The organism is Streptomyces sp. 17_S59, from assembly GCF_056930295.1.
In genome coordinates this window covers 1,831,598-1,854,346 of sequence record NZ_JBXOWD010000001.1, presented here as the reverse complement: position 1 = coordinate 1,854,346, position 22,749 = coordinate 1,831,598, and the positions used below count along the sequence as shown (strand labels likewise).

Annotated in this window: 23 protein-coding genes and 1 pseudogene; 10 read left to right on the top strand and 14 right to left on the bottom strand. The window is 70.2% G+C overall.

All coding sequences use genetic code 11. The features are described 5' to 3' along the window. Positions 1-119: 119 nt before the first annotated feature. Positions 120-308 (bottom strand): DUF6243 family protein, encoded by a 189-nt coding sequence (locus tag AC1Z4A_RS08080; protein WP_483677175.1) that lies wholly within the window; start codon positions 306-308, stop codon positions 120-122. 182 nt (positions 309-490) lie between these two features. On the opposite strand from AC1Z4A_RS08080, the gene AC1Z4A_RS08075 reads away from it, so the two are divergent. Both AC1Z4A_RS08075 and AC1Z4A_RS08070 read left to right on the top strand, forming a co-directional pair. After that, entirely contained in the window at positions 491-1,084 is a 594-nt protein-coding gene (locus AC1Z4A_RS08075; protein ID WP_483677174.1) for a TetR/AcrR family transcriptional regulator, read from the top strand. Between the two features lie 134 nt (positions 1,085-1,218). Beyond that, positions 1,219-1,947, top strand: a complete 729-nt coding sequence (locus AC1Z4A_RS08070; RefSeq protein WP_483677173.1) for a bifunctional DNA primase/polymerase — start codon at positions 1,219-1,221, stop codon at positions 1,945-1,947. Between the two features lie 78 nt (positions 1,948-2,025). Here the strand turns inward: AC1Z4A_RS08070 and AC1Z4A_RS08065 are convergent, their stop codons facing one another. From AC1Z4A_RS08065 to AC1Z4A_RS08035, 7 genes are all read right to left on the bottom strand, one after another. Beyond that, positions 2,026-3,024 carry an SCO2278 family lipoprotein gene (locus tag AC1Z4A_RS08065; RefSeq protein WP_483677172.1) on the bottom strand — a complete coding sequence of 333 codons (999 nt, stop codon included), beginning with the start codon at positions 3,022-3,024 and terminating at the stop codon, positions 2,026-2,028. Continuing rightward, complete coding sequence (gene efeU / locus AC1Z4A_RS08060) at positions 2,918-3,892, bottom strand: iron uptake transporter permease EfeU (protein ID WP_483677171.1); 975 nt, start codon at positions 3,890-3,892, stop codon at positions 2,918-2,920. Before efeU ends, AC1Z4A_RS08065 begins: the two co-directional genes overlap by 107 nt. 103 nt (positions 3,893-3,995) lie before the next feature. Continuing rightward, positions 3,996-5,330, bottom strand: a complete 1,335-nt coding sequence (efeB, locus tag AC1Z4A_RS08055) for an iron uptake transporter deferrochelatase/peroxidase subunit (protein ID WP_483677170.1) — start codon at positions 5,328-5,330, stop codon at positions 3,996-3,998. Positions 5,331-5,341: 11 nt separating this feature from the next. Next, positions 5,342-6,472: an iron uptake system protein EfeO gene (gene efeO, locus AC1Z4A_RS08050; RefSeq protein WP_483677169.1), complete on the bottom strand. Its 1,131-nt coding sequence runs from the start codon at positions 6,470-6,472 to the stop codon at positions 5,342-5,344. A 127-nt stretch (positions 6,473-6,599) separates the two neighbouring features. Beyond that, a complete protein-coding gene (locus AC1Z4A_RS08045) occupies positions 6,600-7,448 on the bottom strand; it encodes a heme ABC transporter ATP-binding protein (RefSeq protein WP_483677168.1) in 849 nt (282 codons plus the stop codon). A gap of 121 nt (positions 7,449-7,569) precedes the next feature. Then, positions 7,570-8,694: a FecCD family ABC transporter permease gene (locus tag AC1Z4A_RS08040; RefSeq protein WP_483677167.1), complete on the bottom strand. Its 1,125-nt coding sequence runs from the start codon at positions 8,692-8,694 to the stop codon at positions 7,570-7,572. A gap of 1 nt (position 8,695) precedes the next feature. Next, on the bottom strand, positions 8,696-9,721 hold the full coding sequence (locus AC1Z4A_RS08035; RefSeq protein WP_483677166.1) for a heme/hemin ABC transporter substrate-binding protein: 1,026 nt from the start codon (positions 9,719-9,721) through the stop codon (positions 8,696-8,698). Positions 9,722-9,868: 147 nt separating this feature from the next. Between AC1Z4A_RS08035 and AC1Z4A_RS08030 the strand changes: the two genes are divergently transcribed. The 3 genes from AC1Z4A_RS08030 to AC1Z4A_RS08020 all read left to right on the top strand — a co-directional run bounded on the left by AC1Z4A_RS08030 (position 9,869) and on the right by AC1Z4A_RS08020 (position 13,723). Next, positions 9,869-11,341 (top strand): HtaA domain-containing protein, encoded by a 1,473-nt coding sequence (locus AC1Z4A_RS08030; protein ID WP_483677165.1) that lies wholly within the window; start codon positions 9,869-9,871, stop codon positions 11,339-11,341. Between the two features lie 131 nt (positions 11,342-11,472). Beyond that, the gene (locus AC1Z4A_RS08025; RefSeq protein WP_483677164.1) at positions 11,473-13,092 is read left to right on the top strand and encodes an HtaA domain-containing protein; all 1,620 of its coding nucleotides are present in this window, start codon (positions 11,473-11,475) and stop codon (positions 13,090-13,092) included. A gap of 172 nt (positions 13,093-13,264) precedes the next feature. Next, complete coding sequence (locus AC1Z4A_RS08020; protein WP_483677163.1) at positions 13,265-13,723, top strand: DUF8189 domain-containing protein; 459 nt, start codon at positions 13,265-13,267, stop codon at positions 13,721-13,723. Positions 13,724-13,725: 2 nt separating this feature from the next. On the opposite strand, the gene AC1Z4A_RS08015 is transcribed toward AC1Z4A_RS08020, so the two are convergent. Then, the gene (locus AC1Z4A_RS08015; RefSeq protein ID WP_483677162.1) at positions 13,726-14,598 is read right to left on the bottom strand and encodes a hypothetical protein; all 873 of its coding nucleotides are present in this window, start codon (positions 14,596-14,598) and stop codon (positions 13,726-13,728) included. A 1,009-nt stretch (positions 14,599-15,607) separates the two neighbouring features. Here AC1Z4A_RS08015 and AC1Z4A_RS08010 point away from each other — a divergent pair. Beyond that, positions 15,608-16,840: a M20 metallopeptidase family protein gene (locus tag AC1Z4A_RS08010; RefSeq protein WP_483677161.1), complete on the top strand. Its 1,233-nt coding sequence runs from the start codon at positions 15,608-15,610 to the stop codon at positions 16,838-16,840. 66 nt (positions 16,841-16,906) lie between these two features. On the opposite strand, the pseudogene AC1Z4A_RS08005 reads toward AC1Z4A_RS08010, so the two are convergent. The 3 genes and pseudogenes from AC1Z4A_RS08005 to AC1Z4A_RS07995 all read right to left on the bottom strand — a co-directional run bounded on the left by AC1Z4A_RS08005 (position 16,907) and on the right by AC1Z4A_RS07995 (position 18,838). Continuing rightward, positions 16,907-17,370: pseudogene (locus tag AC1Z4A_RS08005) on the bottom strand (NUDIX domain-containing protein). Positions 17,371-17,448: 78 nt separating this feature from the next. After that, the gene (locus tag AC1Z4A_RS08000) at positions 17,449-18,027 is read right to left on the bottom strand and encodes an HD domain-containing protein (protein ID WP_483677160.1); all 579 of its coding nucleotides are present in this window, start codon (positions 18,025-18,027) and stop codon (positions 17,449-17,451) included. Between the two features lie 22 nt (positions 18,028-18,049). Beyond that, positions 18,050-18,838, bottom strand: a complete 789-nt coding sequence (locus AC1Z4A_RS07995; protein ID WP_483677159.1) for an XRE family transcriptional regulator — start codon at positions 18,836-18,838, stop codon at positions 18,050-18,052. A 102-nt stretch (positions 18,839-18,940) separates the two neighbouring features. On the opposite strand from AC1Z4A_RS07995, the gene AC1Z4A_RS07990 reads away from it, so the two are divergent. From AC1Z4A_RS07990 to AC1Z4A_RS07975, 4 genes are all read left to right on the top strand, one after another. Further along, positions 18,941-19,147: a hypothetical protein gene (locus AC1Z4A_RS07990; protein ID WP_483677158.1), complete on the top strand. Its 207-nt coding sequence runs from the start codon at positions 18,941-18,943 to the stop codon at positions 19,145-19,147. Positions 19,148-19,624: 477 nt separating this feature from the next. Next, positions 19,625-19,795, top strand: coding sequence for a hypothetical protein (locus AC1Z4A_RS07985; RefSeq protein WP_483677157.1), 171 nt, complete (start codon positions 19,625-19,627; stop codon positions 19,793-19,795). A 92-nt stretch (positions 19,796-19,887) separates the two neighbouring features. Then, positions 19,888-20,664, top strand: a complete 777-nt coding sequence (locus AC1Z4A_RS07980) for an aKG-HExxH-type peptide beta-hydroxylase (RefSeq protein WP_483677156.1) — start codon at positions 19,888-19,890, stop codon at positions 20,662-20,664. 19 nt (positions 20,665-20,683) lie between these two features. Further along, positions 20,684-20,821 carry a hypothetical protein gene (locus tag AC1Z4A_RS07975; protein WP_483677155.1) on the top strand — a complete coding sequence of 46 codons (138 nt, stop codon included), beginning with the start codon at positions 20,684-20,686 and terminating at the stop codon, positions 20,819-20,821. 183 nt (positions 20,822-21,004) lie between these two features. Here AC1Z4A_RS07975 and AC1Z4A_RS07970 read toward each other — a convergent pair whose 3' ends face one another. Together AC1Z4A_RS07970 and map are read right to left on the bottom strand one after the other, a co-directional pair. After that, on the bottom strand, positions 21,005-21,670 hold the full coding sequence (locus tag AC1Z4A_RS07970) for a biliverdin-producing heme oxygenase (protein ID WP_483677154.1): 666 nt from the start codon (positions 21,668-21,670) through the stop codon (positions 21,005-21,007). Positions 21,671-21,831: 161 nt separating this feature from the next. After that, entirely contained in the window at positions 21,832-22,689 is an 858-nt protein-coding gene (gene map / locus AC1Z4A_RS07965; RefSeq protein ID WP_483677153.1) for a type I methionyl aminopeptidase, read from the bottom strand. Positions 22,690-22,749 lie beyond the last annotated feature (60 nt).

The following is a 22,749-nucleotide window of genomic DNA, read 5'->3' as shown; positions in this document are numbered from 1 at the left end:
CTCCTCACAGTGGCTTTGGGCACGCACGTGGTTCCCGTGCGTGCCCAAATGGTCCTCGCTGCGCGACCGTTGCGCATGAACCGTACGGGTGGTTTACGGACCGCCCGCTCATGCGCTGTTCACGCTTCCGCGGTGCCGCCCCGCCGCGCTTCCCGCAGGGCGCGCAGCAGCTCGCGCTTCTGCGCGTTCGGGTCGGTGCCGCCGCCCGGTCCGCGGCCGCCGCGCCCGGCGCCGCGGAGGGCCTGGCGCCCGAGGTTGCTGCGGGTGCCGCCGACTCCGAGCATGTTGCCGTTGCCGCTTCGGGTCATGGGGTTCCCCTTTCGATCGACGTCCGACGGCGTGCGATGACGCCCTCATGAACGAGACGTATCGTCTCGCAACATGCTCAAGCTTGAACGAGACGGTTCGTCTTGTCAATGGGAAAGAAATGGGGAAGGAACGGGAAAGGAGACGATACGTTTCGCCTCAACACCCCGCTAAACTGCCCGTCATGGCCTCCACGAAGACCCCCGACTCCACCCGCCGCAGCGAGCGCTCCCGTCGCGCGATCTTCGACGCCGCCCTGGAACTGATCGCCGAAGTGGGCTACGACAAGCTCACCATCGAGGGCATCGCCGCCCGCGCGGGCGTGGGCAAGCAGACGATCTACCGCTGGTGGCCCTCGAAGGCCGCCGTGCTGCTCGACGCCTTCACCGCGGACGCGGGCGACCAGGAGGGCGGGGTGCCCGACACCGGAGACCTGGCCGCCGACCTCAAGGCCGTACTCCGGGCCAGCGTCGACGAGTTCAACGACCCGGTCTTCCAGGCCCCCTACCGGGCCCTCGCCGCGGCCGGTGCGCACGACGCCGAGCTGTCCGCCGAGTTCGTCGGCAGGCTGATGGAGCCGGGCATCGGGCTCTACATGGACCGGCTGCGCAGCGCGCAGGAGCAGGGCCAGGTGGCCGAGGACGCCGACCTGCGCATCGCCGTCGAAATGCTCCTCGGCCCCTTCACCCAGCGCTGGCTCATGCGTACGGCCCCGCTCACCCACGACTTCACCGACACTCTCGTCGACATGGTCCTCGCCGGCATCGCCAAGCGCTGAGCCGTGCCCCGAACCGGGCTCCGGAGCCGCTCGGACGCGGCCGGTCTCACACCCCCCGGATACCTCCGGCGGTCACGCCGGGAGCAGGATGGTGGCAGCATTGACCGGAGACCGCGGTCGAAGTGAGGGGATAGATGGAACGCAAGAGCAGGTTCTCCCAGTGGCTGCGCCGCCCCAGGAGCGGAGCGGGCGGCGATACGGGCACGGGGGCGGCCGCCGGAGCCGCCCGCGAGGAGCTGCTCCTGGCCGCGGCCGCCGCGGGATTCCCCCTGGCCCCGGCCGCGCACCCGTCCGGGTACGGCTGTTCCTGCGAGCGCATCGGCTGTCCCACCCCCGGCCGTCATCCGGTCTCCTTCGCCTGGCAGACCCTCGCCAGCACGGACGCGGACAAGGTCGCCAAGTGGCTGCGCAGCCATCCGGAGGCGAACTTCGTCACGGCCACCGGCATCGCGCACGACGTGCTGGACGTCCCCGCCGAGGCGGGCAGACAAGCCCTGGACCGGCTGACATCGGCCGGCGTCGAGGTGGGACCGGTCGCCACCGTCGACCCCGACCGCATGCTCTTCTTCACCGCCACCCGCGGCACCCCGGACGACGAGGACGAGTGGTGGCCCTGCGAGCTGGACTGCCATCCCGAGACGATGGACGAGCACCCGGGCCTGCGCTGGCACTGCCGGGGCAGCTACGTCCTGCTGCCGCCCTCGCAGCTGCCCAACGACGAGCGCGTCGCCTGGCTGCGCGGCCCGGAGCACCCGCTGCCCGACCCGCTGACCCTGCTGGAGGCGCTCACCGACGCCTGCGCCCAGTACGCGGGCGAGCAGCAGGACCACGAGCAGCCCCACCCCTGGCCGATCGGCCGCTGACCGCAGCAGGCCCTGCCCGCACGGGCTCCGGCCGCACCGGCCCGCGCCGTCAGCAGCAGGCCGCACCGGCCCGCGCCGTCACTCGCCCTTCGCGGCGGTCAGCATCTCGATGCGGTTGAGGAAGACCACCCGATCGCCCCGACCGCCGGAGGAGTTGCCGGAGGGGTTCCCCTGCTTCGGCGGCACCACCACGGCCGACTCCGACACCCGCGTATAGGTGATCGCCGTCCGCAGATCCCCGGTGAGCAGCGCCTTGGTGCGCTGGTCGGTGACGGTCGGCCGCAGACCTTGGGCCATGGTGCGCTTCTCCCGGTGGTGCGCGGTGAAGAAGACGACCGCGCCGCCGTCCTTGGTGCGCAGGGCGGGCGCGGGGAAGTCCGGCGCCTGCTCGGGGGAGTCGATGTACTCGGTCCAGAAGCCGGTCGTACGGGCGAGCTTGGCGCGCTCCTCGCGCAGCTGCGAGGTGGCGGCGCCCTCGGCGAAGAGGCTTCCGCCGCCGGTGCGCAGGTAGTCCGTGTACGCGCCGCTCACCGCGGCCGGTTCGGCGGCCAGCCCCGTGGCGGGCTTCTCCGGGCCCACGGGCACCGCCTCGGCGTACCCGTCCTCGCCGACGGCGAACTCGGGCACCGTCCCCTCGGCCAGCAGCGACAGATAGGCGGCCTTCCACGGCTGGCCCGCGCCGTCCCGGGTGAACACCACGAGCCAGCGGTTGCGGTCGCGGTTGCTGCGGGTGTCGGCGACGAAGAACTTCGGCCAGCCCGCCATCTTGGGGATGCCGAACCGGGCGTCGTCCAGCACCAGGGCCGGGTAACCGGGATTGCCGCCCGGCGTCAGGGCGCGCTGGGCGGCGAGGTCGGCCCGGCCGATCTCCGCGAGCGCACCGGTCTCGACCCGGTTCACCAGGGTCGGGTCGAGCTTCCGGTACGCCTCGGTGTAGCCCTCCGTGAACGAGCGGAGGACCTTTGCGGCCTCAGCCTTCCCGGTCACCGCCGGGAGCACCGCCCGTTCGCCGTGCACCGTCACGCAGCCCGTCGCCGTCAGCAGCACCGTCAGCGCCGCCGCCAGAGCCGGGAACACTCGACGTGGCGACCGGCGTCTCATCGCGCTTCGACTCCTCGGTGACTGCTGGGGACGGCGCCACCCTACCTGTCCGCCCCGGAGCGAAGAACACCACCAGGGTGGGGACGAGGTACAGCGCCCACACCCCGACCTGGAGCCAGGTCGGGTCCGGCTGGAAGTTGAAGACGCCCTTCAGGAGGGTGCCGTACCAGCTGTCGACCGGGATCTGCGAGCTGATGTCGAAGGCCTTGTCGCCGAGGCCCGGCAGGACGTCGGCCTCCTGCAGGTCGTGGAAGCCGTAGGCGAGCACGCCCGCGGCGACGATGATCAGCATGGCGCCGGTCCACGTGAAGAACTTCGCGAGGTTGATCTTCAGGGCGCCGCGGTAGAACAGCCAGCCCAGCACGACCGCGGTCAGCAGCCCCAGCAGGGCGCCGACGAGCGGCCGCACGCCGTCGTCCGTGGCCTGTACCGCGGTCCAGATGAACAGCGCGGTCTCCAGGCCCTCCCGGCCGACCGCCAGGAAGGCGGTGACGACCAGGGCGGTGGTGCCCATCGCCAGCGCGGCGTCCAGCTTGCCGTGCAGCTCCTTCTTCAGGTGCCGCGCGGTGCGCCGCATCCAGAAGACCATCCAGGTCACCAGGCCGACGGCGATGACCGACAGGGAGCCGCCGAGGGCCTCCTGGGCCTTGAACGTCATCGTCTGCGAGCCGAACTGGAGCACGGCGCCGAAGGCCATGCTCAGCAGCACGGCCGTGCCGATGCCGAGCCAGACCGGGGGCAGGGCGTCCTTGCGCCCGGTCTTCACCAGGTACGCGACGAGGATGCAGACGACCAGGCTGGCCTCCAGGCCCTCGCGCAGGCCGATCAGGTAGTTGCCGAACACGCGGCTTCCCCTTCCACAGAAAAAACAAGGGTCACGCGGAAACCAAGGGTCATGCGAAGCCCCGGGGGCATATGAGGACCCGGGGTCAGACGCAAACCCGGGGTCACGCGAAGAGCGCCTTGCCCCACCAGTCGTCCTTGTCCTTGACGCCCGGCGGCACGGCGAAGATCGCCGAACCCACGTGCTGGATGTACTCGTTCAGCGCGTCGGAGCGGGAGAGCTGCGTCTGGAGCGGCACGAAGCCGTCCCGCACGTCGCGCTGGTAGGCGATGAAGAACAGTCCCGCGTCCAGCCGCCCCAGCCCGTCGGTGCCGTCGGTGAAGGAGTAGCCGCGGCGCAGAATCGTCACGCCGTTGTTGCTGTCGGGGTGGGCCAGGCGCACGTGGGCGTCCGGCTTCATCGCCTTCAGCAGCGGCTCGTCGTGCTCGCGGTCCTTGCCCACCGGGGCGCCCTCGGACTTGTCCCGGCCGAAGACGTCCTCCTGCTCCTTGAGCGAGGTGCGGTCCCAGGTCTCGATGTGCATCCGGATACGGCGGGCGACGAGGTACGAGCCGCCGGTCATCCAGTCCGGGCCGTCCTTCTCGCCGACCCACACGTGCTTGTCGAGGCGCGCGGTCTCGGTGCCGGCGATGTTCCGGGTGCCGTCCTTGAAGCCCATCATGTTGCGCGGGGTCTGCGCGTCCGGCGTCGTGGAGGACGTCTTGCCGAAGCCCAGCTGCGACCAGCGGATCGCGACCGTGCCCATGCCGATGCGGGCCAGGTTGCGGATCGCGTGCACCGCGACCTGCGGGTCGTCGGCGCAGGCCTGGACGCACAGGTCGCCGCCGCTGCGCGCCGGGTCGAGGTTGTCCTTGGGGAAGGCGGGCAGGTCGATCAGGGCCTGGGGGCGCCGGGACTTGAGCCCGAAGCGGTCCTTGCCGTCCTTCTCGAACAGGCCCGGGCCGATGCCGAAGGTGAGGGTCAGCCGGGAGGGCTTGAGGCCGAGGGCCTCGCCGGTGTCGTCCGGCGGCAGCTCCTCGTTGTCGCTGATCGCGCCCTCGCCGACCTCGTGCCCGGCGGTCATGCGCGCGGCGGCGGCCGTCCACTCCTTGAGCAGCTTGATCAGCGCGTTGCGGTCGGTCGTGGTGACGTCGAAGGCGGCGAAGTGCAGCCGGTCCTGGACGGGCGTGGAGATGCCGGCCTGGTGGGCGCCGAAGAACGTCACCGCGTCCCCGGCGGAGGCGGCCGGCTGGGCGTCGCCGCCCGTGCGCAGCGCGGCGGCCGTGCCGCCGGCCGCGGCGGCGCCGAGGGCCAGGCCCGCGCCGCCCCAGCCGAGCAGGGCGCGGCGGGACGGGCGCGCGGTCTTCACGGCGGACGCCTCTTCGACGGGCGCCTCGGTCTTCGCCGACTCGGCGGCGGTGTTCGCGGCAGTGTTCGCGGTGGTGTTCGCGTCAGTCATCGTCCGATCCCCTACTTGACCACGACGCCGGCGAGCTTGGACAGCGGCTCGGACAGGGCGTTGACCGCGTCCGAGAGCTTCTTGCGGTCGTCCTTGCCGACCGAGTCGTACGCCTTGAAGCCGTCGCCCTCGCGGTAGTCGCCGAGCGCCTTCTTCACGGCCTCGAACTGCTTGTCCAGTTCCTGGGTGAGCGCGGCGTCGTTCTTGGCGGCGACCGGCTTCAGCAGCTGGTAGGCCTTCTCGGCACCGTCGACGTTGGCCTCGAAGTCGGCCAGGTCGGTGTGGCTGTAGCGCTCCTCCTCACCGGTGATCTTGTTCCGGTAGACCTCGTCGAGGAGTTCCTTGGCGCCGTTGGCCATGCTGGTCGGAGTGATCTCGGCGGTGCCGACGCGCTTCTGCCACTCCTTGAGGTCCGTCATCAGCTGGTCGGCGAGGGCCTTGTCCTCGTCCGTGATGGCCTTGTTCTCCCAGAGGGACTTCTCCAGCCGGTGCCAGCCGGTCCACTTCTGGTCCTTCTCCAGGCCGTCCTCGCGGGTGTCGGTCTTCGGGTCGATGTCACCGAAGGACTCGGCCACCGGCTCGGTGCGCTCCCAGCCGGTGCGGGAGGGCGCGTAGGCGGCCTTGGCCGCGTCCAGGTCGCCGCTCTTGACCGCGTCGGCGAACTTCTGGGCCAGCGGGATGGTCTCGTCGGCCTGCTGCTGCACGTACTTGCGGTACTCGGCGACCGCCTTGTCCAGCTCCGGGTCGGCCTTCTTCTCCGCGCCGTCGCCGGTCACGGTGATCTTCTGCCGGATGCCGTCGCCCTTCATGCCGGGCTTGCAGGCGATTTCGTACGAACCGGCCTTGATGGTCGCGGTGATCTCGGCCTTGGTGCCCGGGCCTATGTTCTCGCGCTCGGTGACGATCCGGTCGTCCGGGGCGTAGACATAAACCTCGGTGACCTTGGAGCCCTTGTTCTCCACATTGATCTTCACGTGCCCCGCGGCGAAAGAGGTCGTGGAGACCTCGCACTTGTCGTCGGAGGCGGTCACCTTGACGGCGTCCGAGCCCTTGCCGTCGGACTTCTCGGCGCAGCCGGACACGGCGGTCAGGGCCGCGGCCACCGCAATGGCGGTGACGGCGGAGGAGCGGAGGACTCGCATGGGGGCTCCCAGGCTCTCGAAATCAGGACGGAACAGGGCATGGCCGAAAACGACCGGCCGGATAAGGCCGCCCTAACTTATCTGAGGCTTGCCTTCCCTGTTCCCCATTCGGTGCGTGATTCAGCTCTCACGAGGCAAAATTTCGCCCATCGCGCAACGGGATCACCATGGGTTCTCCCGTGCGCGGATGATCAATTACTTCGACCGGCTGGGAATAGACGCGGCTCAGCAAGCCGGGCTCGAAGACCGTCCGGGGCGGGCCGACGGCCGCGACCCGCCCCTCGTGCAGGACGGCCACCCGGTCCGCGTACGCACCCGCGAGCCCGAGGTCGTGCAGGACGACCACCACGGCGTCGCCCGCCGCGGCGCGCTCGCGGCAGATGCGCAGGACGAGTTCCTGGTGGCGCAGGTCGAGCGCGGCCGTCGGCTCGTCGAGCAGCAGGAGCGGGGCGCGCTGGGCCAGCACCCGGGCCAGCGCCACGCGCGCCCGCTCGCCGCCCGAGAGCGCCGCGAACGAGCGGGAGGCGAAACCGGCCACCTCGGTGGCGGCCATGGCCGCCCGCACGGCCTCGTCGTCCTCGTCCTCGGCGGCCGTCCCCGCCCAGGGGGTGCGGCCCATCCGCACGACCTCCGCCACGGTGAAGGGGAACGACAGCTCGGCAGCCTGCGGCAGCAGCGCCCGGCGCAGGGCGAGTTCGGCGGCCGTCCAGGCGCCGGCCGGGAGGCCGTCGACGAGGACCTCGCCGGACTCGGCGGGCAGGTCGTGCGCGAGGGCGGCCAGCAGGGTGGACTTGCCGGCCCCGTTGGGCCCGACGAGCGCGAGGACCTCACCGGCGGCGACGGTCAGATCCACGCCGGAGAGCACGGTCCGGCCGCCGACCCGCATGCGCAGCGAGCGGGCCTCGGCGCGCACGGAGCCGGGCGGGGTGGGAGAGGGGAGGCGGCGGGTGCGCGGTCGGAGAAGCGTACGGATCATGCCCAACCCCCTTGCCTGCGCCGCGTCCTCCGCAGCAGCCAGCTGTGCTTTCCCGGGGGACAACCCCCGGACCCCCGGCCGGACACCCGCCGGGGCAGGCCGCCGATGTCGAGCGCACACGTCACGCCCAACCCCCTTGCCTCCGCCGCGTCCTCCGCAGCAGCCAGAAGAAGAACGGGCTCCCGAAGAGCGCAGTCAGGACCCCCAGCGGCAGCTCCGCGGGCTGGGCCACCGTGCGGGCCGCCAGGTCCGCGGCCACCAGCACCAGCGCACCGCCCAGCGCGCTGCCCGGCACCAGGAAGCGGTGGGCCGGGCCCGCCGCCATCCGCAGCAGGTGCGGCACCAGCAGCCCGACGAACGTGATGATGCCCGCGACGGCCACCGCGGCCGCCGTCAGCAGCGCGACCACCAGCACCAGCACCATCCGCAGCCGCTCGACGTCCACCCCCAGGTGCCGCGCCGGGCGTTCACCCAGCGCCAGCAGGTCCAGCTTCCGGGCGTACCAGGGCGCGATCGCCAGCCCGGCCAGGGCGCACGGCAGGACGGCGAGCACCTTGGGCCAGGTCGCCTGGGCGAGCGAGCCCAGCTGCCAGAAGGCGATCTGGGAGACCTGCGCGTTGTCCGCGAGGAAGACGAACAGCCCGATGAGGGCGCCCGAGAAGGCGTTCACCGCGATGCCGGTGAGGATGAGCGTCACCACCTCCGTACGCCCGCCCGAGCGCGACAGCGCGTACACCAGCACCACCGTCACCAGCCCGCCCACGAACGCGCAGACCGTCACCGTCCAGGTGCCGAAGAGGCTCAGGCCCAGCGAGATGGAGGCGACCGCGCCCACGGCTGCGCCCCACGAGATGCCGATGACGCCGGGTTCGGCGAGCGGATTGCCGAACACCCCCTGCATCAGCGCCCCCGCGCACCCCAGTGAGGCGCCGACGAGCAGTGCCAGCACCACGCGCGGCAGCCGGACGTTCCACAGCACGCTCTCCCCGACCCGGTCGAGCGGCTCGCCGCCGAGGCCGGTGCGGTGCAGGAGCGAGCCCAGCACGTCGCCGACGGGGATGTCGTACGCGCCGAGGCCGGCCGACAGCACGCAGAGCACGACGAGCGCGGTGCTCATCCCGCACGTCAGCAGGAACGCGGTGCGGGCGCGGCGGGGCGGGGCGGTGGCCGTCGGCAGGGTGTCGGCAGAGGCGCCCGTGCCCGTCTCCGTATTCGTCTCCGTGCCCGTCTCCGTAACGGCGGCCATGTCAGCGACCACCGCCGTGAATTTGGTCGACCAGGGACTTGAGCACGGCGTCCGTGCGAGGCCCGAAGTTCAGCAGGACGCCGTCGTCGACGGAGGCGATGCGGCGGTCGAGCCCGGCCGGGGTCTGGCCGACGCCGGGCACCTTCAGCAGGCCGTCCACGCCGCCGACGGACTCGAGGCCCTTGGTCATCACGAGGATCACGTCCGGCGCGGCCTTGGCCAGGGCCTCGCTGGTGATGGGGGTGAAGTCCTTCTTCAGCCCGGACTCCTTGCCCGCGTCCACGCCGCCCGCGGCCTCGATGAGCGAGTCGGCGCCCGACCCCGCGCCGCCGAGGAGGTAGACGGAGGCGGAACCGCGCAGGTAGAGGAAGGCGACGCGCGGCTTCTTGCCCGCGGCTTCTCCAGGGATGCCCTTCCTCGCCGTGTCCATGCGCTGCTCGGTCCGCTTGCGCAGCTCGGCCCCGGCGGCGGGCGCGCCGAGGGCGGCCGCCACCTTGTCGATGCGCGTGCCGACGTCGTCGAGCCGCTTGGCGGGGTCGAGGACGACGAGCGGGACGCCCGCGGCCCGGATCTGACCGACGGCCTCGGCGGGGCCGGTGGTGGTCTCGGCCAGGACGAGCGTGGGCTTGAGGGAGAGCACGCTCTCTGCCGAGACGTCGTGCGCGCGCGTGACGACGGGCAGTTCGCGGGCCTGCTCGAAGGTGGCCGTGACATCGCGGGCGACGACGCGGTCGCCCAGACCGAGGCTGAAAACCACCTCGGAGAGCGAGCCGGAGAGTGGGACGATTCGATCAGTGGCGTGCACGGTGACGTCACGGCCGTCGGCCGAGCGCACGGTGACGGGCAGTTGCTGTGCAGGAGTGCCCGCCAGCGGCTCCACCCGGTCGGCCGCAGGCTGCGTGCCGCTCGCGCCGTTGCCGTGCTTCCCGGAGCCGCCGTCCGCCGTGCCGCAGCCGGTGAGGGCGGCCAGGAGGGCGAGCAGGACGAGCAGGGCCGTGAGGACGCCGGGGAGGCGTGGGAGGCGCATCTGCGCTTCCACCGGCTGGCGTTGGGACACGTTCCCGCCTTTCCGCTGTGGGGTCTGCTGCGAGGGATTCCGGATCTAGCTTAGGTTAGCCTTACCTTAATTGCTATCGTTCGAGTCGTTCGAGAGTCCGTGGAGAGGGGTCCCCCGATGCTGCCGTCCAGACCTGCCCATGCGCCCGTGACGGCGCTTCTTGCGGCATTGCTGACGGCCCTGCTGACGGCTCTGCTTCCCGTGGGCGCCTCGTACGCGGCGGGGAATCCGGATGCCTCGGGCGCCCGCGAGGTGTCGGGCGGCCGTCTGGACTGGGGCATCAAGTCCTCCTTCCAGGGCTATGTCACCGGCCCGATAGCCCAGGGCAGTTGGCAGCTCCAGGGCGGAGCGGCGACGATCGGCGGCAGCCGGTTCCGCTTCCACTCCGCGAAGGGCTCGTACGAGCCCGGCAGCGGCGACTTCACGGCGGGCTTCGCGGGCGGTGTGCACTTCACCGGCCACCGGAAGCCGGACGGCTCGTACGAACTCGACCTCACCGTCAGCCGCCCCACCGTCCGCATCCAGGGCGGCCGCGGCACCCTCTACGCCGACGTGACGAGCAAGGCCAAGGGCTCGGGCCAGGTCACCAGCGCCTCTCAGGTGGCCTTCGCCGCGCTGGACCTGTCCGGCGTGAACCTGCGCGGCGGCGGCACGGCGGTGACGCTCGCCGGCATCCCGGCCACGCTCACGGAGGAGGGGGCGAAGTCCTTCGCGGGGTACTACACGGCGGGCACGGCGCTCGACCCGGTGGGCCTGTCGGCGGACATCGTCCCCGAGCGGGCGACGGCATCGGAGCCGCCGTCCCCTACGCCCTCCGCGCCCGAGGAAAAGGGCGAATTCACGAACGCCGCCGTGGACTGGGGCGTCCGCCGCACCTTCCGCGAGTACGTGACGGGCTCCATCGCTCAGGGCGCCTGGCAGCTGGCCGACGGCGCCCAGGACGGCGGCGCGCTGTTCCGCTTCACGGCCGGCAAGGGCACGTACGACAAGGACCGCAAGCAACTGGACGCCGCCTTCGCAGGCACCCTCCGCTTCACCGGCAAGCACCTGGACCTCACGCTGAGCGGGGCCAAGGTGACGGCGGCGGACGGCAGGGGCACGCTCGCGGCCGATGTGACGAGCGGCGGGAACGGCACCCGGAAGGGCGTTCCGCTTGTTGCCTTCGACGCCTCTGGCCTGGCGGAGAAGGACGGCCTCGCGGCGGTGACGGAGGCCCCGGCCAAGCTCACGGCGGAGGGCGCCGAGGCGTTCGGCGGGATGTACCAGGAGGGCACGGACATGGACCCGGTGTCCTTGGCGGTGCCGCTGGCGGCGGACGCGAAGCTGCCGCCGCTGCCGGACCTGGGGAAGGGGGCGGGGGCGACGCCCCCGGCTTCCGCTTCGGCCTCCGCGGAGCAAGGGACCACGATGGAGGAGACGTTCTCCCAGGACGACAAGTCGTCCTCCGATTCCTTCCCGGTGCTTGCGGTCTCGGCGGCCGGTGCGGCCCTGCTGGTGGTGGCCGGAGCGGCGTACGTGCTCGTACGCAGGCGCCGCCTGGCGGCCGCGGGCACCCCGGCAACGGATTCCGCTTCCGGGCATCGCAATTGACTCCGCGTCGGCCGTGACGAACCCCTCACCCGCCACGGCCGGCGCGGCCCTTCCCCGCCCCCCACGTCACTGCTGTCATAGGCAGCGCGCATACCTCGCATATCCCAAGTCCCCTTAGGAGAGAACCGACGATGACCGTCACCGCACGCCGCGCCGCCCTCGCCGCGCTGGCCACGGCGACCGCCCTCGGGGCCACGGTGCTGACCGTGCCCGCGTATGCGGCGGACACCGCCCCCGGCGCGGACGGGGCGCCGAAGTTGGAGCTGAAGGACGGCACACTCGACTGGGGCGTGAAGAAGTCGTTCCGGGAGTACGTCACCGGCGACTTCGCCGAGGGCGACATCCAGGTCGCCGACGGCGCCAAGCGGGCCGGTGACGGTGCCTTCACCTTCACCGAAGGCGTCGGCTCGTACGACATGAGCACGCATGCCGTCGCCACCACATTCAAGGGCAGCGTGCGCTTCGTCGGGCACCCCGACGGCCAGGGCAAGTGGGCACTCGACCTCAAGCTCACCGACCTGAAGGTCAAGACCGAGGGCAAGTCCGGCACCATCACCGCCGACGTGACCGTGGGGGACGAGACCAAGGACGACGTCGCGATCGCGGCGCTCGACCTGACGAACGTGAAGCCGGGGCACGGCGCGGGCGGTGCGATCACCTACGCGCGGATACCGGTGAAGCTGACGGCGGACGGCGCGAAGGCGTTCGTGTACAAGCAGCCGAACGACAAGGTCAAGGAGTTCTACAAGGCGGGCGACGAGCTCGACCCGGCGACGCTGTCGGTCAAGCCGGGCGGCGGCGCCAAGCAGCCGACGGGAGGGGAGAAGACGGACGACAAGTCGAAGACGGACGACAAGTCCAAGACGGATGACAAGTCGAAGCACGACGAGAACCCGAAGACGGACGGCAAGTCGAAGGACTCCTCCGACAAGAAGAAGCCCTCGAACGCCATTTACGACGGCAATCTCGACTGGGGAGTGAAGGAATCCTTCCGCAAGTACATCACCGGCTCCTTCGCCAACGGAAAGGCGGAACTCTTCGGTGACGCCGTGAAGTCCGGCGACGGTTACCGCTTCACCAAGGGCCACGGCACGTACGACGCGAATGCGTCCTCCCTCGACGCCACCTTCAACGGGCAGCTGCTCTTCACCGGCCACGAAGACGAGCTGAATCTGCGGTTCAGCAACTTCAAGGTGAAGGCTTCGGGTGCGACGGGCACGCTCAGCGCGGACGTGGGCATCAAGGACAAGAAGACCGGTACGACCAACAAGACGAATGACGTACCGCTCGCGGACCTGAAGCTCGGTGCGGACGCTCTGAAGGCCAAGGACGGGATCGTGACGCTCTCGGCGGTCCCGGCGACGCTGACCAAGCAGGGCGAGAAGGTCTTCCTGTCGCAGGGCAAGTCCATCTACCACGCGGGGGACGCCCTCGACCCGGTGACGGTCGCGATCGCCGTCGACAAGAACGCCAAGCTTCCGGACGTCCCGTCGGGCACCGGCTCGGACAAGGGCACCGGCGCCATGGGCAGCACGGGCTCCGAGGCCACGACCGGCAGCGGTACCGGCACCGGCGGCGGCACCGGCAGTGTCACGGGCGGCGGCGACACCGCCGCCAACGGCTCCTCCGCTTCCCTCGCGGCGACGGGCGCGAGCGCCCCGACCGGCCCCCTCGTCGGCGCGGCAGCCGCCCTCATCGCGGCAGGCGGCGCAGCGGTCTACGCCACCCGCCGCCGCACCGCCCGGGACTGACACCCGGCCTCCGTCCCGAATCCACCCGCGCCCGCCGGTACGGTCCCGGCGGGCGCGGGTTTTGTATGCGTCACCCGTTCGGGGGATAGGGCAGGCGCTCCCGTTGCAGGGCGGCCCGGTCCGTGCGGTGCTCGAATGAGAGGACCCGCTTCCTGTACGGAGGGTGTTACTCATGTCTGTGCGGAGCGTGACGTCAGCGCGGCTGACGGATGGCCGACCGCAGCTCTTCGCGGCGACGGGGCAGGGGATGTTCACCAACTGGAAGGTGTCCACGGACCCCGACGCGGGCTGGACCGGCTGGCAGCCGTTCGACTTCCCCCATGGGCGTGCGACCTCGCTGGTGGCGGTGCCGCTCACGGACGACCGGCCGCAGGTCGTCGCGACGACCGAGACCGGGGAGGTGTGGACGACCTGGAAGGTCTCCACCGATGCGAGCGCGGCGTGGGCCGACTGGACGAAGTTCGACGGTGTGCCGGGCACGGCCCGGAGCGTGGGGGCGGCGTCCCTGACGGACGGCCGTCCGCAGCTCGTGGTGGGTACCGAATCCGGGGCGTTCACCTCCTGGAAGGTGAGCACGAACCCCGATGCGGCGTGGACCGGATGGGTCGTCTTCGACAGCCTGCCCGTGTGAGGTCAGCGGCTTGCACGCACCATGGCGCGCAGCTGTGAGACGCGGGCGTGCACTTCGGCCTCTGCCGGACCGGGAGGGGCGAGGAGCGGAGCGTCACCGTGGCAGGTGCGGCAGAGCCCGCCGGGGAGGTTTTCGGGGCGGCCCGGGCGGCCGCAGCCGGTGCATTCCATGATGCGGCGGGGTGTGGGCGTAGGCGCGGCCGGGGGTGGCTCGGGCGGCATTTTGTCAGCAAGCCTCTTGCGGGTGAATGCGCCCGGGCAGTGGATGACGTCGGGGAGCCCGGCGGTGAGGTTGCGGACGAGGTCGGGCGGGGTGATGCCGCGGGCGAGCCATTCGGCGGCGAGTTCTTCGAGGGCGGCGCACTCGGCGGCGGAAAGGGCCAGCCGGGGCTCGGCGCGCCCGAGGGAGGCGAGGGCGTCGTAGGCGGGGGAGCGGGTGGGGCGTACCGGGTGCGGGGACGGCGCGCCCTCAGGCTCTGCCTCCGCCTCTGCCTTCGCCACTGTCGGAACGTCGTCTGCGAGGAACTTCTCCCACCAGGCGTCGTCGCGCGCGGTGCGGGAGAAGTACGAGCGTGTCACCCACTGGGTGCTGCCCTTGGCGATGGGTTCCTGGATACGGCGCAGGTGGCCGGCCTCGGAGAGAGCGTTGAGGGCGGTGGTCACGGCTTGCTGGCCGTAGGCGGGGAGTTCCCGGGCGAGGGCCTTGATGTCGATGGCCGCGCCGTCGGGCAGCCGGTCGATGTGAGCGGCGATGTAGGCCTCGCGGGCGGGCAGGTGTGCGAAGTCGCCTCGGGTGCGGGGGGCTTGGTCGGGCGCGGAGTGCTTGCCGTATCCGGGCGCGGCCATGGGGGCAGCGGTAAGCTTGGCGTCAGCCACGAGATCGTCCTTACCGATCTAGGTGGTCAGACCCCGGCATGGTGTTGGTAGCACCGGCCGGGGTTGTTTGTTGTGCCGCACGCTACACGGCGACAGCGGTTCGTGGCGACTCGGTTGCGGAAAGTCACTCGCGTGTGCTTGCACGGGAGTTGGGTGGGAGGGTGGGTTGTCACCCACCTCCCATTCCTTGAAAAAGGCGCTCGGGTCTCGGTACCCGAATCCCGGATCTCGGGTTTCCGGGGCGGCAGGGTCTGTGTCGACTGACACTTTGCGGGGCCCGAGACTCGGGGCTGAGAGTTAGGCAGTGCGGGAACTGATGGATATATGCATGCCGCTTGAAGCGAGAGTCCTGCAACTCCTGCAATTCACCCGTTAGTTGGAGTTAAGCGGTTCGAGCGCGCCCGTATGCCAATCGCGTTGTAGTCTCTGCGTGCGCTTCAAGTGCGCCCCCCTTAAGAGGAGGTCGCTGCCGGGACATTCGGACAGGGTGTCCCGTCGTGGGCCCCTCCGGTGCAGCCACCGGCCATGGCTGCAATCCCGAAAGGGGGGCGCCAATGGGGCGCCACAGGAAGCCGAAGCTCCCGATCTGGAAGCGCGTCGCGCGGAAGGTGAGGGGGTGGTTCAAGGGCTGACCGGAGCCTCAATACACGAGGCTCCGATCGGATAGCCCTTGTGCTTCCGGCGGAACCCTCGTCGCGGAGGCCACCGCGGCGGGGGTTCTTTGTGCTGCATCCCGCTGGGTACACCCCGGGCAAGCGTCTACCCGGTGAGACCCTGACCAGCACCGTACCGTGCCCGGCCCGCGGCGACAACGTGAACCACCCGTTCGTCACGCCGTGCGTCCAGTTGTCCCGCCACGGCTGCGCCAGAAGAACTGACGGGGCGTCCACCTGGGGCTGTCCCCACCCCCAGGTCGGTGGTTCGCCGGATGGGCAGTGACGCCCGTGACCCCGAGGATCTACGGAAGAGATCGACTTCTGGGGTCATCCGGGATCAGGGGGGAACGGCAATGAAGACGGTGAACCGTCGTGCGGTGCTGGGCGGGGCGGTGGCAGCCGCAGCGGGGATGGTGTGGGGCGCCGCGGGACGGGCCGGAGCGGCCGGTGGCGGAACGTCGCACCCGGCGTTGCCCGGCCTGATCGAGCTGCGGCGGGATCTGCACGCGCACCCCGAGGCGCCGGGCCAGGAGGCACGTACCGCCGCCGTCGTGGCGAGCCGCCTGCGGGCGGCCGGGCTGTCCGTCACCACGGACGTGGGCGGCCACGGCGTCGTCGCCGTCCTGCGGGGCGCGCGACCGGGACGGACGGTGGCGTACCGGGCGGACATGGACGCGGTGCCGCCGGAGAGCATCGTCGGGGGCGGCACGGCCCCGGCCCACGTCTGCGGCCACGACATCCACACCACGGTGGCCGTCGGCGTCGCCGAGGCCCTGGCGTGCCGGCGGCAGCGGCTGAGCGGAAGCGCGGTGTTCCTCTTCCAGCCGGCGGAGGAGGCCCTGGCGGGGGCCCGCGCACTGCTGGACGCGGGCGTGCTGGAACGTCACGGGATCGAGGAGATCCACGCACTGCACTGCGGACCGTTCCCCGTCGGGCAGTTCGCGGTGATGCCCGGCTACGGGCTGCCCGGCCAGGACCACGCCCAGATACAGCTGACGGGCCCGGATGCACCGGACGCGGCCCGGCGGCTGGCCGCCGGGATCGCGGCCCTTGCCACCGTCACGCCGCCGCAGACCCCGGCCGAACTGGAGCGGATGGTCGCCGACGTGCAGATCCCGGACGGCCCGCTCGCCCGCTTCGTGGCCGTCCGGGCGAAGGCGGAGGACGCCGCGGTCCGGGTGTCCTTCCGCTGCTGGCCGCAGGAGCGGTACACGGAGATCCGCCAGGAGATCCGCCGCCTGGCCGGCGCGTACGCGGGCGCCGAGGTCACCTTCCCCGCCGACCCCTTCCCGGCCATGGTCTGCCCGGAGCGCGATGCCCGCGCCCTGGCCCGCCACCTGCGCGGCACCCTCGGCCCGGAGTCCGTCACCGAACTCCACGCGGCCTTCCCTTTCAACGGCGAGGACTTCGCCCTCTACCTCGACCGCGTCCCCGGCACGTACACCTTCCTCGGCGTCCGCACCCCCGGCGCCCCGGTCACGACCGCCTACCCGCACTACCCCGACTTCGACCCGGACGAACGCGCGATCGGCGTCGGGGTGCGCGCGATGGCGGGCTGGATCGCGGAACGGACGCGGCGGGGGTGAGTTGCGAAGCCGCTGCTGACAGTCGCAGTTCGGGTGGGAAGCCGGTCCAGCTGCGCCGGACCCTCGCTACCGAGCTGCCGGCATATTGCCGCTACGCCAATCGTCCACGCGCTTCCGGATGCTGGGGACCATCGGCAGTGTCTCGACCTCCACCGGATCGAACCAACGGACGTCCGTGGACTCCCCGGAGACCGACAGTTCTCCTGTCACAGGCCGTGCCAGAAAGCAGATGGAGAACTCCTTCCGCACCTCGCCGTCGTCGTACGCAAACACGTGGCGCGGGTTGGAGCACGTGCCAACGATGCCGACGACCTCGACATCCATCCCAGTCTCTTCTTTGGTCTCCCGTACGGCACACTCCGGCAGCGACTCGCCGATATGCATCGCACCCCGGGGAGAGCCCACATACCGTTGTCGCTTCGGCGCTGGAGCAGGACGCGCCCGCCGTCATCGACGACGGCAGAAGCAGCCGGAACAAGGCTGTTCGCGGCGGGGGCGTTCGGATCGTCCTCGTAGTCGCGCCTACCCATGGCATTCTCCTTCCCATACCGGAGTGCCCCGCTCCTCTTTCTGAGAGCACGGGGCCCGATGTCGTGGGGGGGATCCGACTACCGCAGGTAGGTCTGCTGCCACTCCACCGACGACATCTTCAGGGCTGCCTCTGCGAGAGCCTGCGCCGAAGCCGTCTTGAGCTTGGCCTGGCTGGTGTCGATCCAATTCTGCACATTCTGGATGCCCTGCTCCCGGTACTCGACGGCCTGGATGAGGCATTCGAGCTTGTCGGCATCGTGTGCGCACAAGACTTCCAGGCTGGTGCCGTTCTCGTACTCCTCAACGACACGCTGGACACCCGAAGCCACGGCAGGGTGGGCTGCTGACACCTGGTCCGCAGTGACCTTCTCGTTCGAGGACGCGTCAAGGTAACGACGACCGATGTGCGGGATGTCCCCGACCCGTGTCTCCTGAGTGTCATGGAAGAGGCACAGCAGGGCTACCTTGGCCGGATCAGCGCCCTCCATCATGGCCAAAACCGAGCCGATGATGCCCGTGCGGAATGAGTGCTCAGCGATGGATTCAGGGTCTTTGACACCAGCGATCCACCAGCCGGACCGCTTGGCACGCTTGAGCATGCCCATCTCCAGCAGAAAGCTCGCAGTGCCCTGAACGTGGGCCGTCTCGTCCGCCATGTGGCGCCCTTCGGTTCGTCAGTTACTCCGCTCTCCGTAGACGGTATTGCACGGCGCTCAGCTCACGTCGGGATCTTGTCGAGATGCCTCCCTCACTCAGGATTCGCTCAATGCGTTCGTCGAGGGCTGCGGCAAGTGGCGGTGCCGCCAGAGGGAGCCAACGGAAGGCTTCCAGGAGGGCCCAGAACGAGTGTGCATACAACTCAACGTACGTCGGCGCCTCGTCCACGCCCTGGATGAGCAAACGCAGGAGCGTCACGGGATCCCAACCAGCCAGGTTCCGGTCGCGCATGAAGCCGTCGTCGGCTTGCGGGCCATCGGCGGCACCTAGCCAATACGCCCAGTAATTCAGATTTGCAGCCTCGGCCGCGTCGTCGTCTGCCAACGCACGCTCGATGAAGTCCAGCAGCGGCTGCTGGTCGCCCTGTCGGGCAAGCGCGGCAGCGACCGAGCGGCCTTCCACCCAATGTGGCGACCACCCGCGTACAGCGAGCACACCGCGTCGGCTGTGCACCGTGTGAGAGGTCCAGGCTGCAGCGTCGAGGCTCCGGTCGTAAGAAGTGAGATACAGAGCCTGCCGACGCAAGAGCGCAGCAACATCCCCGGCCCGCTGTGCAGCCTCGGCGGTGTCGCGCAGGTGCACGAACAGCTCCGCCCTGTCCTGAGCCGGCAGCCTGGGCGCGGTCGGCACAGCGCCCCGGCGAGAGGGAGCGGGCAGACTCGCGATCAAGGGCGGAGGCGTGCCGTTCACGGCCCAGGCAATCATGTGTGCGGTGGCGCGGGTGTGCACCCACTCGGCGCTCCTGCTCATGACAGCGCTCCCGGCCGGCCCCCTCCACGGCACTACCGCGAGCGTGCAACGAGCCCGCGCTGAATCGCAGTCCACAGCACCACCCCTGAGAGGTGAAATTCCGTGATCACCCACGCCACCCCGCAGATGCGCGACCTGAGGTACGACGAGCGGTCACAGCGGTTCGTGATTCCGATCGACGTGCACCATCTGAACGGCAACACCGAGCCCATCAAGCTAGTTCTTACGTGCGACCAGATGGCCACGCACGCCGTCCAGGTCGAGCAGAAGTACCACGAGCATCGCGAGGCCGTGCCCTCCCGCCCTTAAGACGCGGCGCCACCGCGGTAGCTTGCGGCACTCCCCCTCAGGGCGGACTTCCCACTTGGACCGTACACACCGGCGGCCCAGATCGAGGGCTGGTGCAACCTCAAACGGCTGGACAGCAGCCTTGGGTACCGAAGTCCCGCCGACTACGGAGCCGCCGCTGTGGCGGCCTGATCACCGCACCGATGGTGTCCGTCGAAGCGGAACAAGCTCACAAGGACGTCGTTCGAGCCATGAAGACTGCCCAGCTCATGGAACGAGCGACGCGCAGCGACGGCAAGGAACGGCAGATCCAGGGCTTCATCGCGCCCGATCAGCAGCCTCGACTCCCGCACCGCGAAGAGAGCTGAGCACACCTTCCACAGACTCCCGTCCCGGCATGGGCCGGGCCGGGACACCGGGCCTGCCAGGACGTTCTCGTGGCAGTGGACTCCGGGCGGGTCAGCAACAGCGCGTCACTTCCAGAGAAAGAGAAGCACTATGAGTAGCAATAGGCCCCAGGCAGCCATGCCCAACGGCGTCCTGACCGACATCGTGTCGGCCGTCCAGGATGACCCCGTCGGTGTGGCGTCCTCCATCCGTCAGCGCATCGAAGCAGCTCAGGAGTCCGGGCACGTCGTGATGATGGGCGGCTGGACCGACAACAAGTAGTCCGGCCCGCTCTCCGCTGAGCCCCGAGTGCGCCCGGAGCGGCCTTGCTGCTCCGGGCGCACGTCCTCACCCACAACGGAAGGAAGAGGTTCATGCACTTGCTCAACGCAGGGCACCTCTACGAGACGACCGCCCGCTTCGCTCATGCAATCAACGGTACGTACCCGAATGGCACCGATGATCTGCGTGGCGAATACGTGGCGGCGATCAATGACCTACGCCCCCGGTCCCTACCCGCGAAGGCAAATGGCTTCGCCATCTCCTACGAAGACGGCGGATGGGCCGAACACTGCCGGACCAGCGGTGTTTTCGCACACATCGTCGGACCGTCAACTCCTTCCACCGGACCGGTCCGAGAGGCGTGGGACACCAACATCACACAGGCCGTAGAGCTGGTCCACAGCATTTACCCGGACCTCGGCCGAATGGTCGATCTCCTGGTGACTGATGTGATCGTGTTCAACAGCGGTGCGGACGGCGGAGGCAGCGCGAACAAGATGCCCGGCGTGGTGCTGATGAGCCCCGGCACCAGCTGGCAGGTTCTGGACTACGCCATGTGCCTCGTGCACGAGGGTCTGCACACCAGCCTGTTCATCCTGGACATGGTCAACGGCATGTTCACGCTCGCCCCCGAAGCCCTCGGAGGTGAGCAGTACCGGGCCCTGTCCGCGGTCAAGATTGGACAGAGGCGCCCGCTGCACGCCGCCTTCCACGCGGCACACGGCAGGGCAGTGGTGGCGTCGGTAGCTAGGGTGGCCGCCCACACGTGGGAAGGGTTACGGCATGGACGCAGAACAAGCCCGCCAAGTGGAAGCCGCACTGAGGCGCCTGGGCATCCCTGGCGTGGTTGCGCCGGAAGATCCGGATGACCCCACGGGGCCGTGGCGGGTGTACGACCAGGCCGATCCTGAGAGCCGCAAGGACACGACCGTTGAAGCGTTGGCGGCTTTGAAGGGCGAGTTCCTTGAGGACATCCCTGAGCCCGTCCGGCGCGGCAACGGCCCGACCCGCGGATTCGTCTTCTGACTTCCGCGAGTGGTCCACGGAGGGCGGCGAGGGTGCACAGTACACGCCACCGTCCGCGGCAACTCCCAGACGGAACCGTCGTCACGCAGGGCAAGTAGGAGCCAGTCGGGCCAGCCGCGGTGGTGGACCCCTTCAGGGGCGATACCGTGCAGGTCGGCTATGGGGTTGGGCCCTGATATTCCCCTAAGCACTCAACGGGAACTCCCGCCCCAGCTCCCGGAACACCGCCGTGTTCAGTGCGAACGCGCGCTTGCACTCCTCGATCACGCGCTGTTTCTCCAGGTCGTCCAGCGGCAGTCCGTCCAGCAGCTCGCGGTACTCGCGCTTGAACGCGGCCGGGTTGCCGATGGACTCGAAGACGTAGAAGCGGACGCCGTCGCCCTTGCGGGCGAAGCCCCAGGTCTTCTCCGCGGTGCCGCGGATGATCTGGCCGCCGGAGAGGTCGCCGAGGTAGCGGGTGTAGTGGTGGGCCACATAGCCCGCGGGCCAGGCGTGGGCGCACTCCTCGATGCGGGTCGCGTACGCCGCCGTCGCGGGGAGCGGCTCCAGGTCCGTGTGCCAGTCGGGGCCGGCCAGGTGGGCCAGGTCGCGCTCCAGGTGGGCGGTGCGGGCCAGTTCGGGGCGTATGAAGGGGCCCGCCACGGGGTCGGCGGCCAGGGTCTCGGAGGCGGCTTCCAGGGCTCGGTAGACGAACCAGAGCTGCTCCGTGTAGCGGCGGTAGGCCTCCACACCCAGCCGGCCTCCGAGCATGTCGCTCATGAACGACGACGTCTCGGCCTCCGTGTGCTGTTCGTGCGAGGCCGTGCGGATCAGCGTGGAGAACGGAGTCGGGGCGGCGGGTGCGTCCAAGGCGGGCCTCCGGAGACCGAGCGTGCGGGAAGAAAAGGGGGATGGCAGGCGGTGGCGGTTGCGCCGCAGCGCAGCCGCCACCGCCGCCCATCCTCGCCACTTAGGCTTACCTAAGTCAATTGCTTCCCGACGGGCTGTCGGTAAAACCTGTCGGTCAAACCCTAGGGCAGCGTGAGGATCTCCGCACCCGTTTCCGTCACGACCAGGGTGTGCTCGAACTGCGCCGTCCGCTTGCGGTCCTTCGTGACGACCGTCCAGCCGTCCTCCCACATGTCGTACTCGTACGTCCCCAGCGTCAGCATTGGCTCGATCGTGAACGTCATGCCCGGCTCGATGAGCGTGTCGTGGTACGGGCTGTCGTAGTGCGGAATGATCAGGCCCGAGTGGAAGGACGAGTTGATGCCGTGGCCCGTGAAGTCGCGGACGACGCCGTAGCCGAAGCGCTTCGCGTACGACTCGATGACCCGGCCGATGATGTTCACCCGGCGCCCCGGCTTGACCGCCTTGATCGCCCGGTTCAGCGCCTCGCGCGTGCGCTCGACGAGCAGCCGCGACTCCTCGTCCACGTTGCCGCAGAGGTAGGTGGCGTTGTTGTCGCCGTGCACGCCGCCGATGTAGGCGGTCACATCGAGGTTCACGATGTCGCCGTCGCGCAGCACCGTCGAGTCCGGGATGCCGTGGCAGATGACCTCGTTGACCGAGGCGCACAGCGACTTCGGGAAGCCGCGGTAGCCGAGCGTCGACGGGTACGCGCCGTGGTCGCACATGTACTCGTGCGCGACGCGGTCCAGCTCGTCCGTCGTCACGCCCGGGGCGATGTGCTTGGCCGCCTCCGCCATCGCCCGCGCGGCGATGCCGCCGGCGATCCGCATCCGCTCGATCGTTTCGGCGTCCTGGACCTCGGGCCCGGCGTACGGGGTGGGTGAGGGCTTCCCGACGTACTCGGGACGCGGGATCGAGGAAGGGACGGAGCGGGCGGGGGAGAGGGTCCCCGGGACAAGAAGCGACTGGCCAGACATGTCAGCGAGTGTAGTCAGAGGGCGTGGGGGAGCATGGGGGCGAGATTCCCGAGCGAGGCG

Excerpts from the sequence above, each read along its gene's own strand:
- AC1Z4A_RS08035 (WP_483677166.1), bottom strand. The coding sequence starts at position 9,721 with ATGCGCCTCCCACGCCTCCCCGGCGTCCTCACGGCCCTGCTCGTCCTG.
- AC1Z4A_RS08075 (WP_483677174.1), top strand. The coding sequence starts at position 491 with ATGGCCTCCACGAAGACCCCCGACTCCACCCGCCGCAGCGAGCGCTCC.
- map (WP_483677153.1), bottom strand. The coding sequence starts at position 22,689 with ATGTCTGGCCAGTCGCTTCTTGTCCCGGGGACCCTCTCCCCCGCCCGC.
- AC1Z4A_RS08045 (WP_483677168.1), bottom strand. The coding sequence starts at position 7,448 with ATGATCCGTACGCTTCTCCGACCGCGCACCCGCCGCCTCCCCTCTCCC.
- AC1Z4A_RS08025 (WP_483677164.1), top strand. The coding sequence starts at position 11,473 with ATGACCGTCACCGCACGCCGCGCCGCCCTCGCCGCGCTGGCCACGGCG.
- AC1Z4A_RS07985 (WP_483677157.1), top strand. The coding sequence starts at position 19,625 with ATGAGTAGCAATAGGCCCCAGGCAGCCATGCCCAACGGCGTCCTGACC.
- efeO (WP_483677169.1), bottom strand. The coding sequence starts at position 6,472 with ATGCGAGTCCTCCGCTCCTCCGCCGTCACCGCCATTGCGGTGGCCGCG.
- AC1Z4A_RS08000 (WP_483677160.1), bottom strand. The coding sequence starts at position 18,027 with ATGGCGGACGAGACGGCCCACGTTCAGGGCACTGCGAGCTTTCTGCTG.
- AC1Z4A_RS08040 (WP_483677167.1), bottom strand. The coding sequence starts at position 8,694 with ATGGCCGCCGTTACGGAGACGGGCACGGAGACGAATACGGAGACGGGC.
- AC1Z4A_RS08080 (WP_483677175.1), bottom strand. The coding sequence starts at position 308 with ATGACCCGAAGCGGCAACGGCAACATGCTCGGAGTCGGCGGCACCCGC.
- AC1Z4A_RS08070 (WP_483677173.1), top strand. The coding sequence starts at position 1,219 with ATGGAACGCAAGAGCAGGTTCTCCCAGTGGCTGCGCCGCCCCAGGAGC.
- AC1Z4A_RS08010 (WP_483677161.1), top strand. The coding sequence starts at position 15,608 with ATGAAGACGGTGAACCGTCGTGCGGTGCTGGGCGGGGCGGTGGCAGCC.
- efeB (WP_483677170.1), bottom strand. The coding sequence starts at position 5,330 with ATGACTGACGCGAACACCACCGCGAACACTGCCGCGAACACCGCCGCC.
- AC1Z4A_RS07980 (WP_483677156.1), top strand. The coding sequence starts at position 19,888 with ATGCACTTGCTCAACGCAGGGCACCTCTACGAGACGACCGCCCGCTTC.
- AC1Z4A_RS08020 (WP_483677163.1), top strand. The coding sequence starts at position 13,265 with ATGTCTGTGCGGAGCGTGACGTCAGCGCGGCTGACGGATGGCCGACCG.
- AC1Z4A_RS08030 (WP_483677165.1), top strand. The coding sequence starts at position 9,869 with ATGCTGCCGTCCAGACCTGCCCATGCGCCCGTGACGGCGCTTCTTGCG.
- AC1Z4A_RS07995 (WP_483677159.1), bottom strand. The coding sequence starts at position 18,838 with ATGAGCAGGAGCGCCGAGTGGGTGCACACCCGCGCCACCGCACACATG.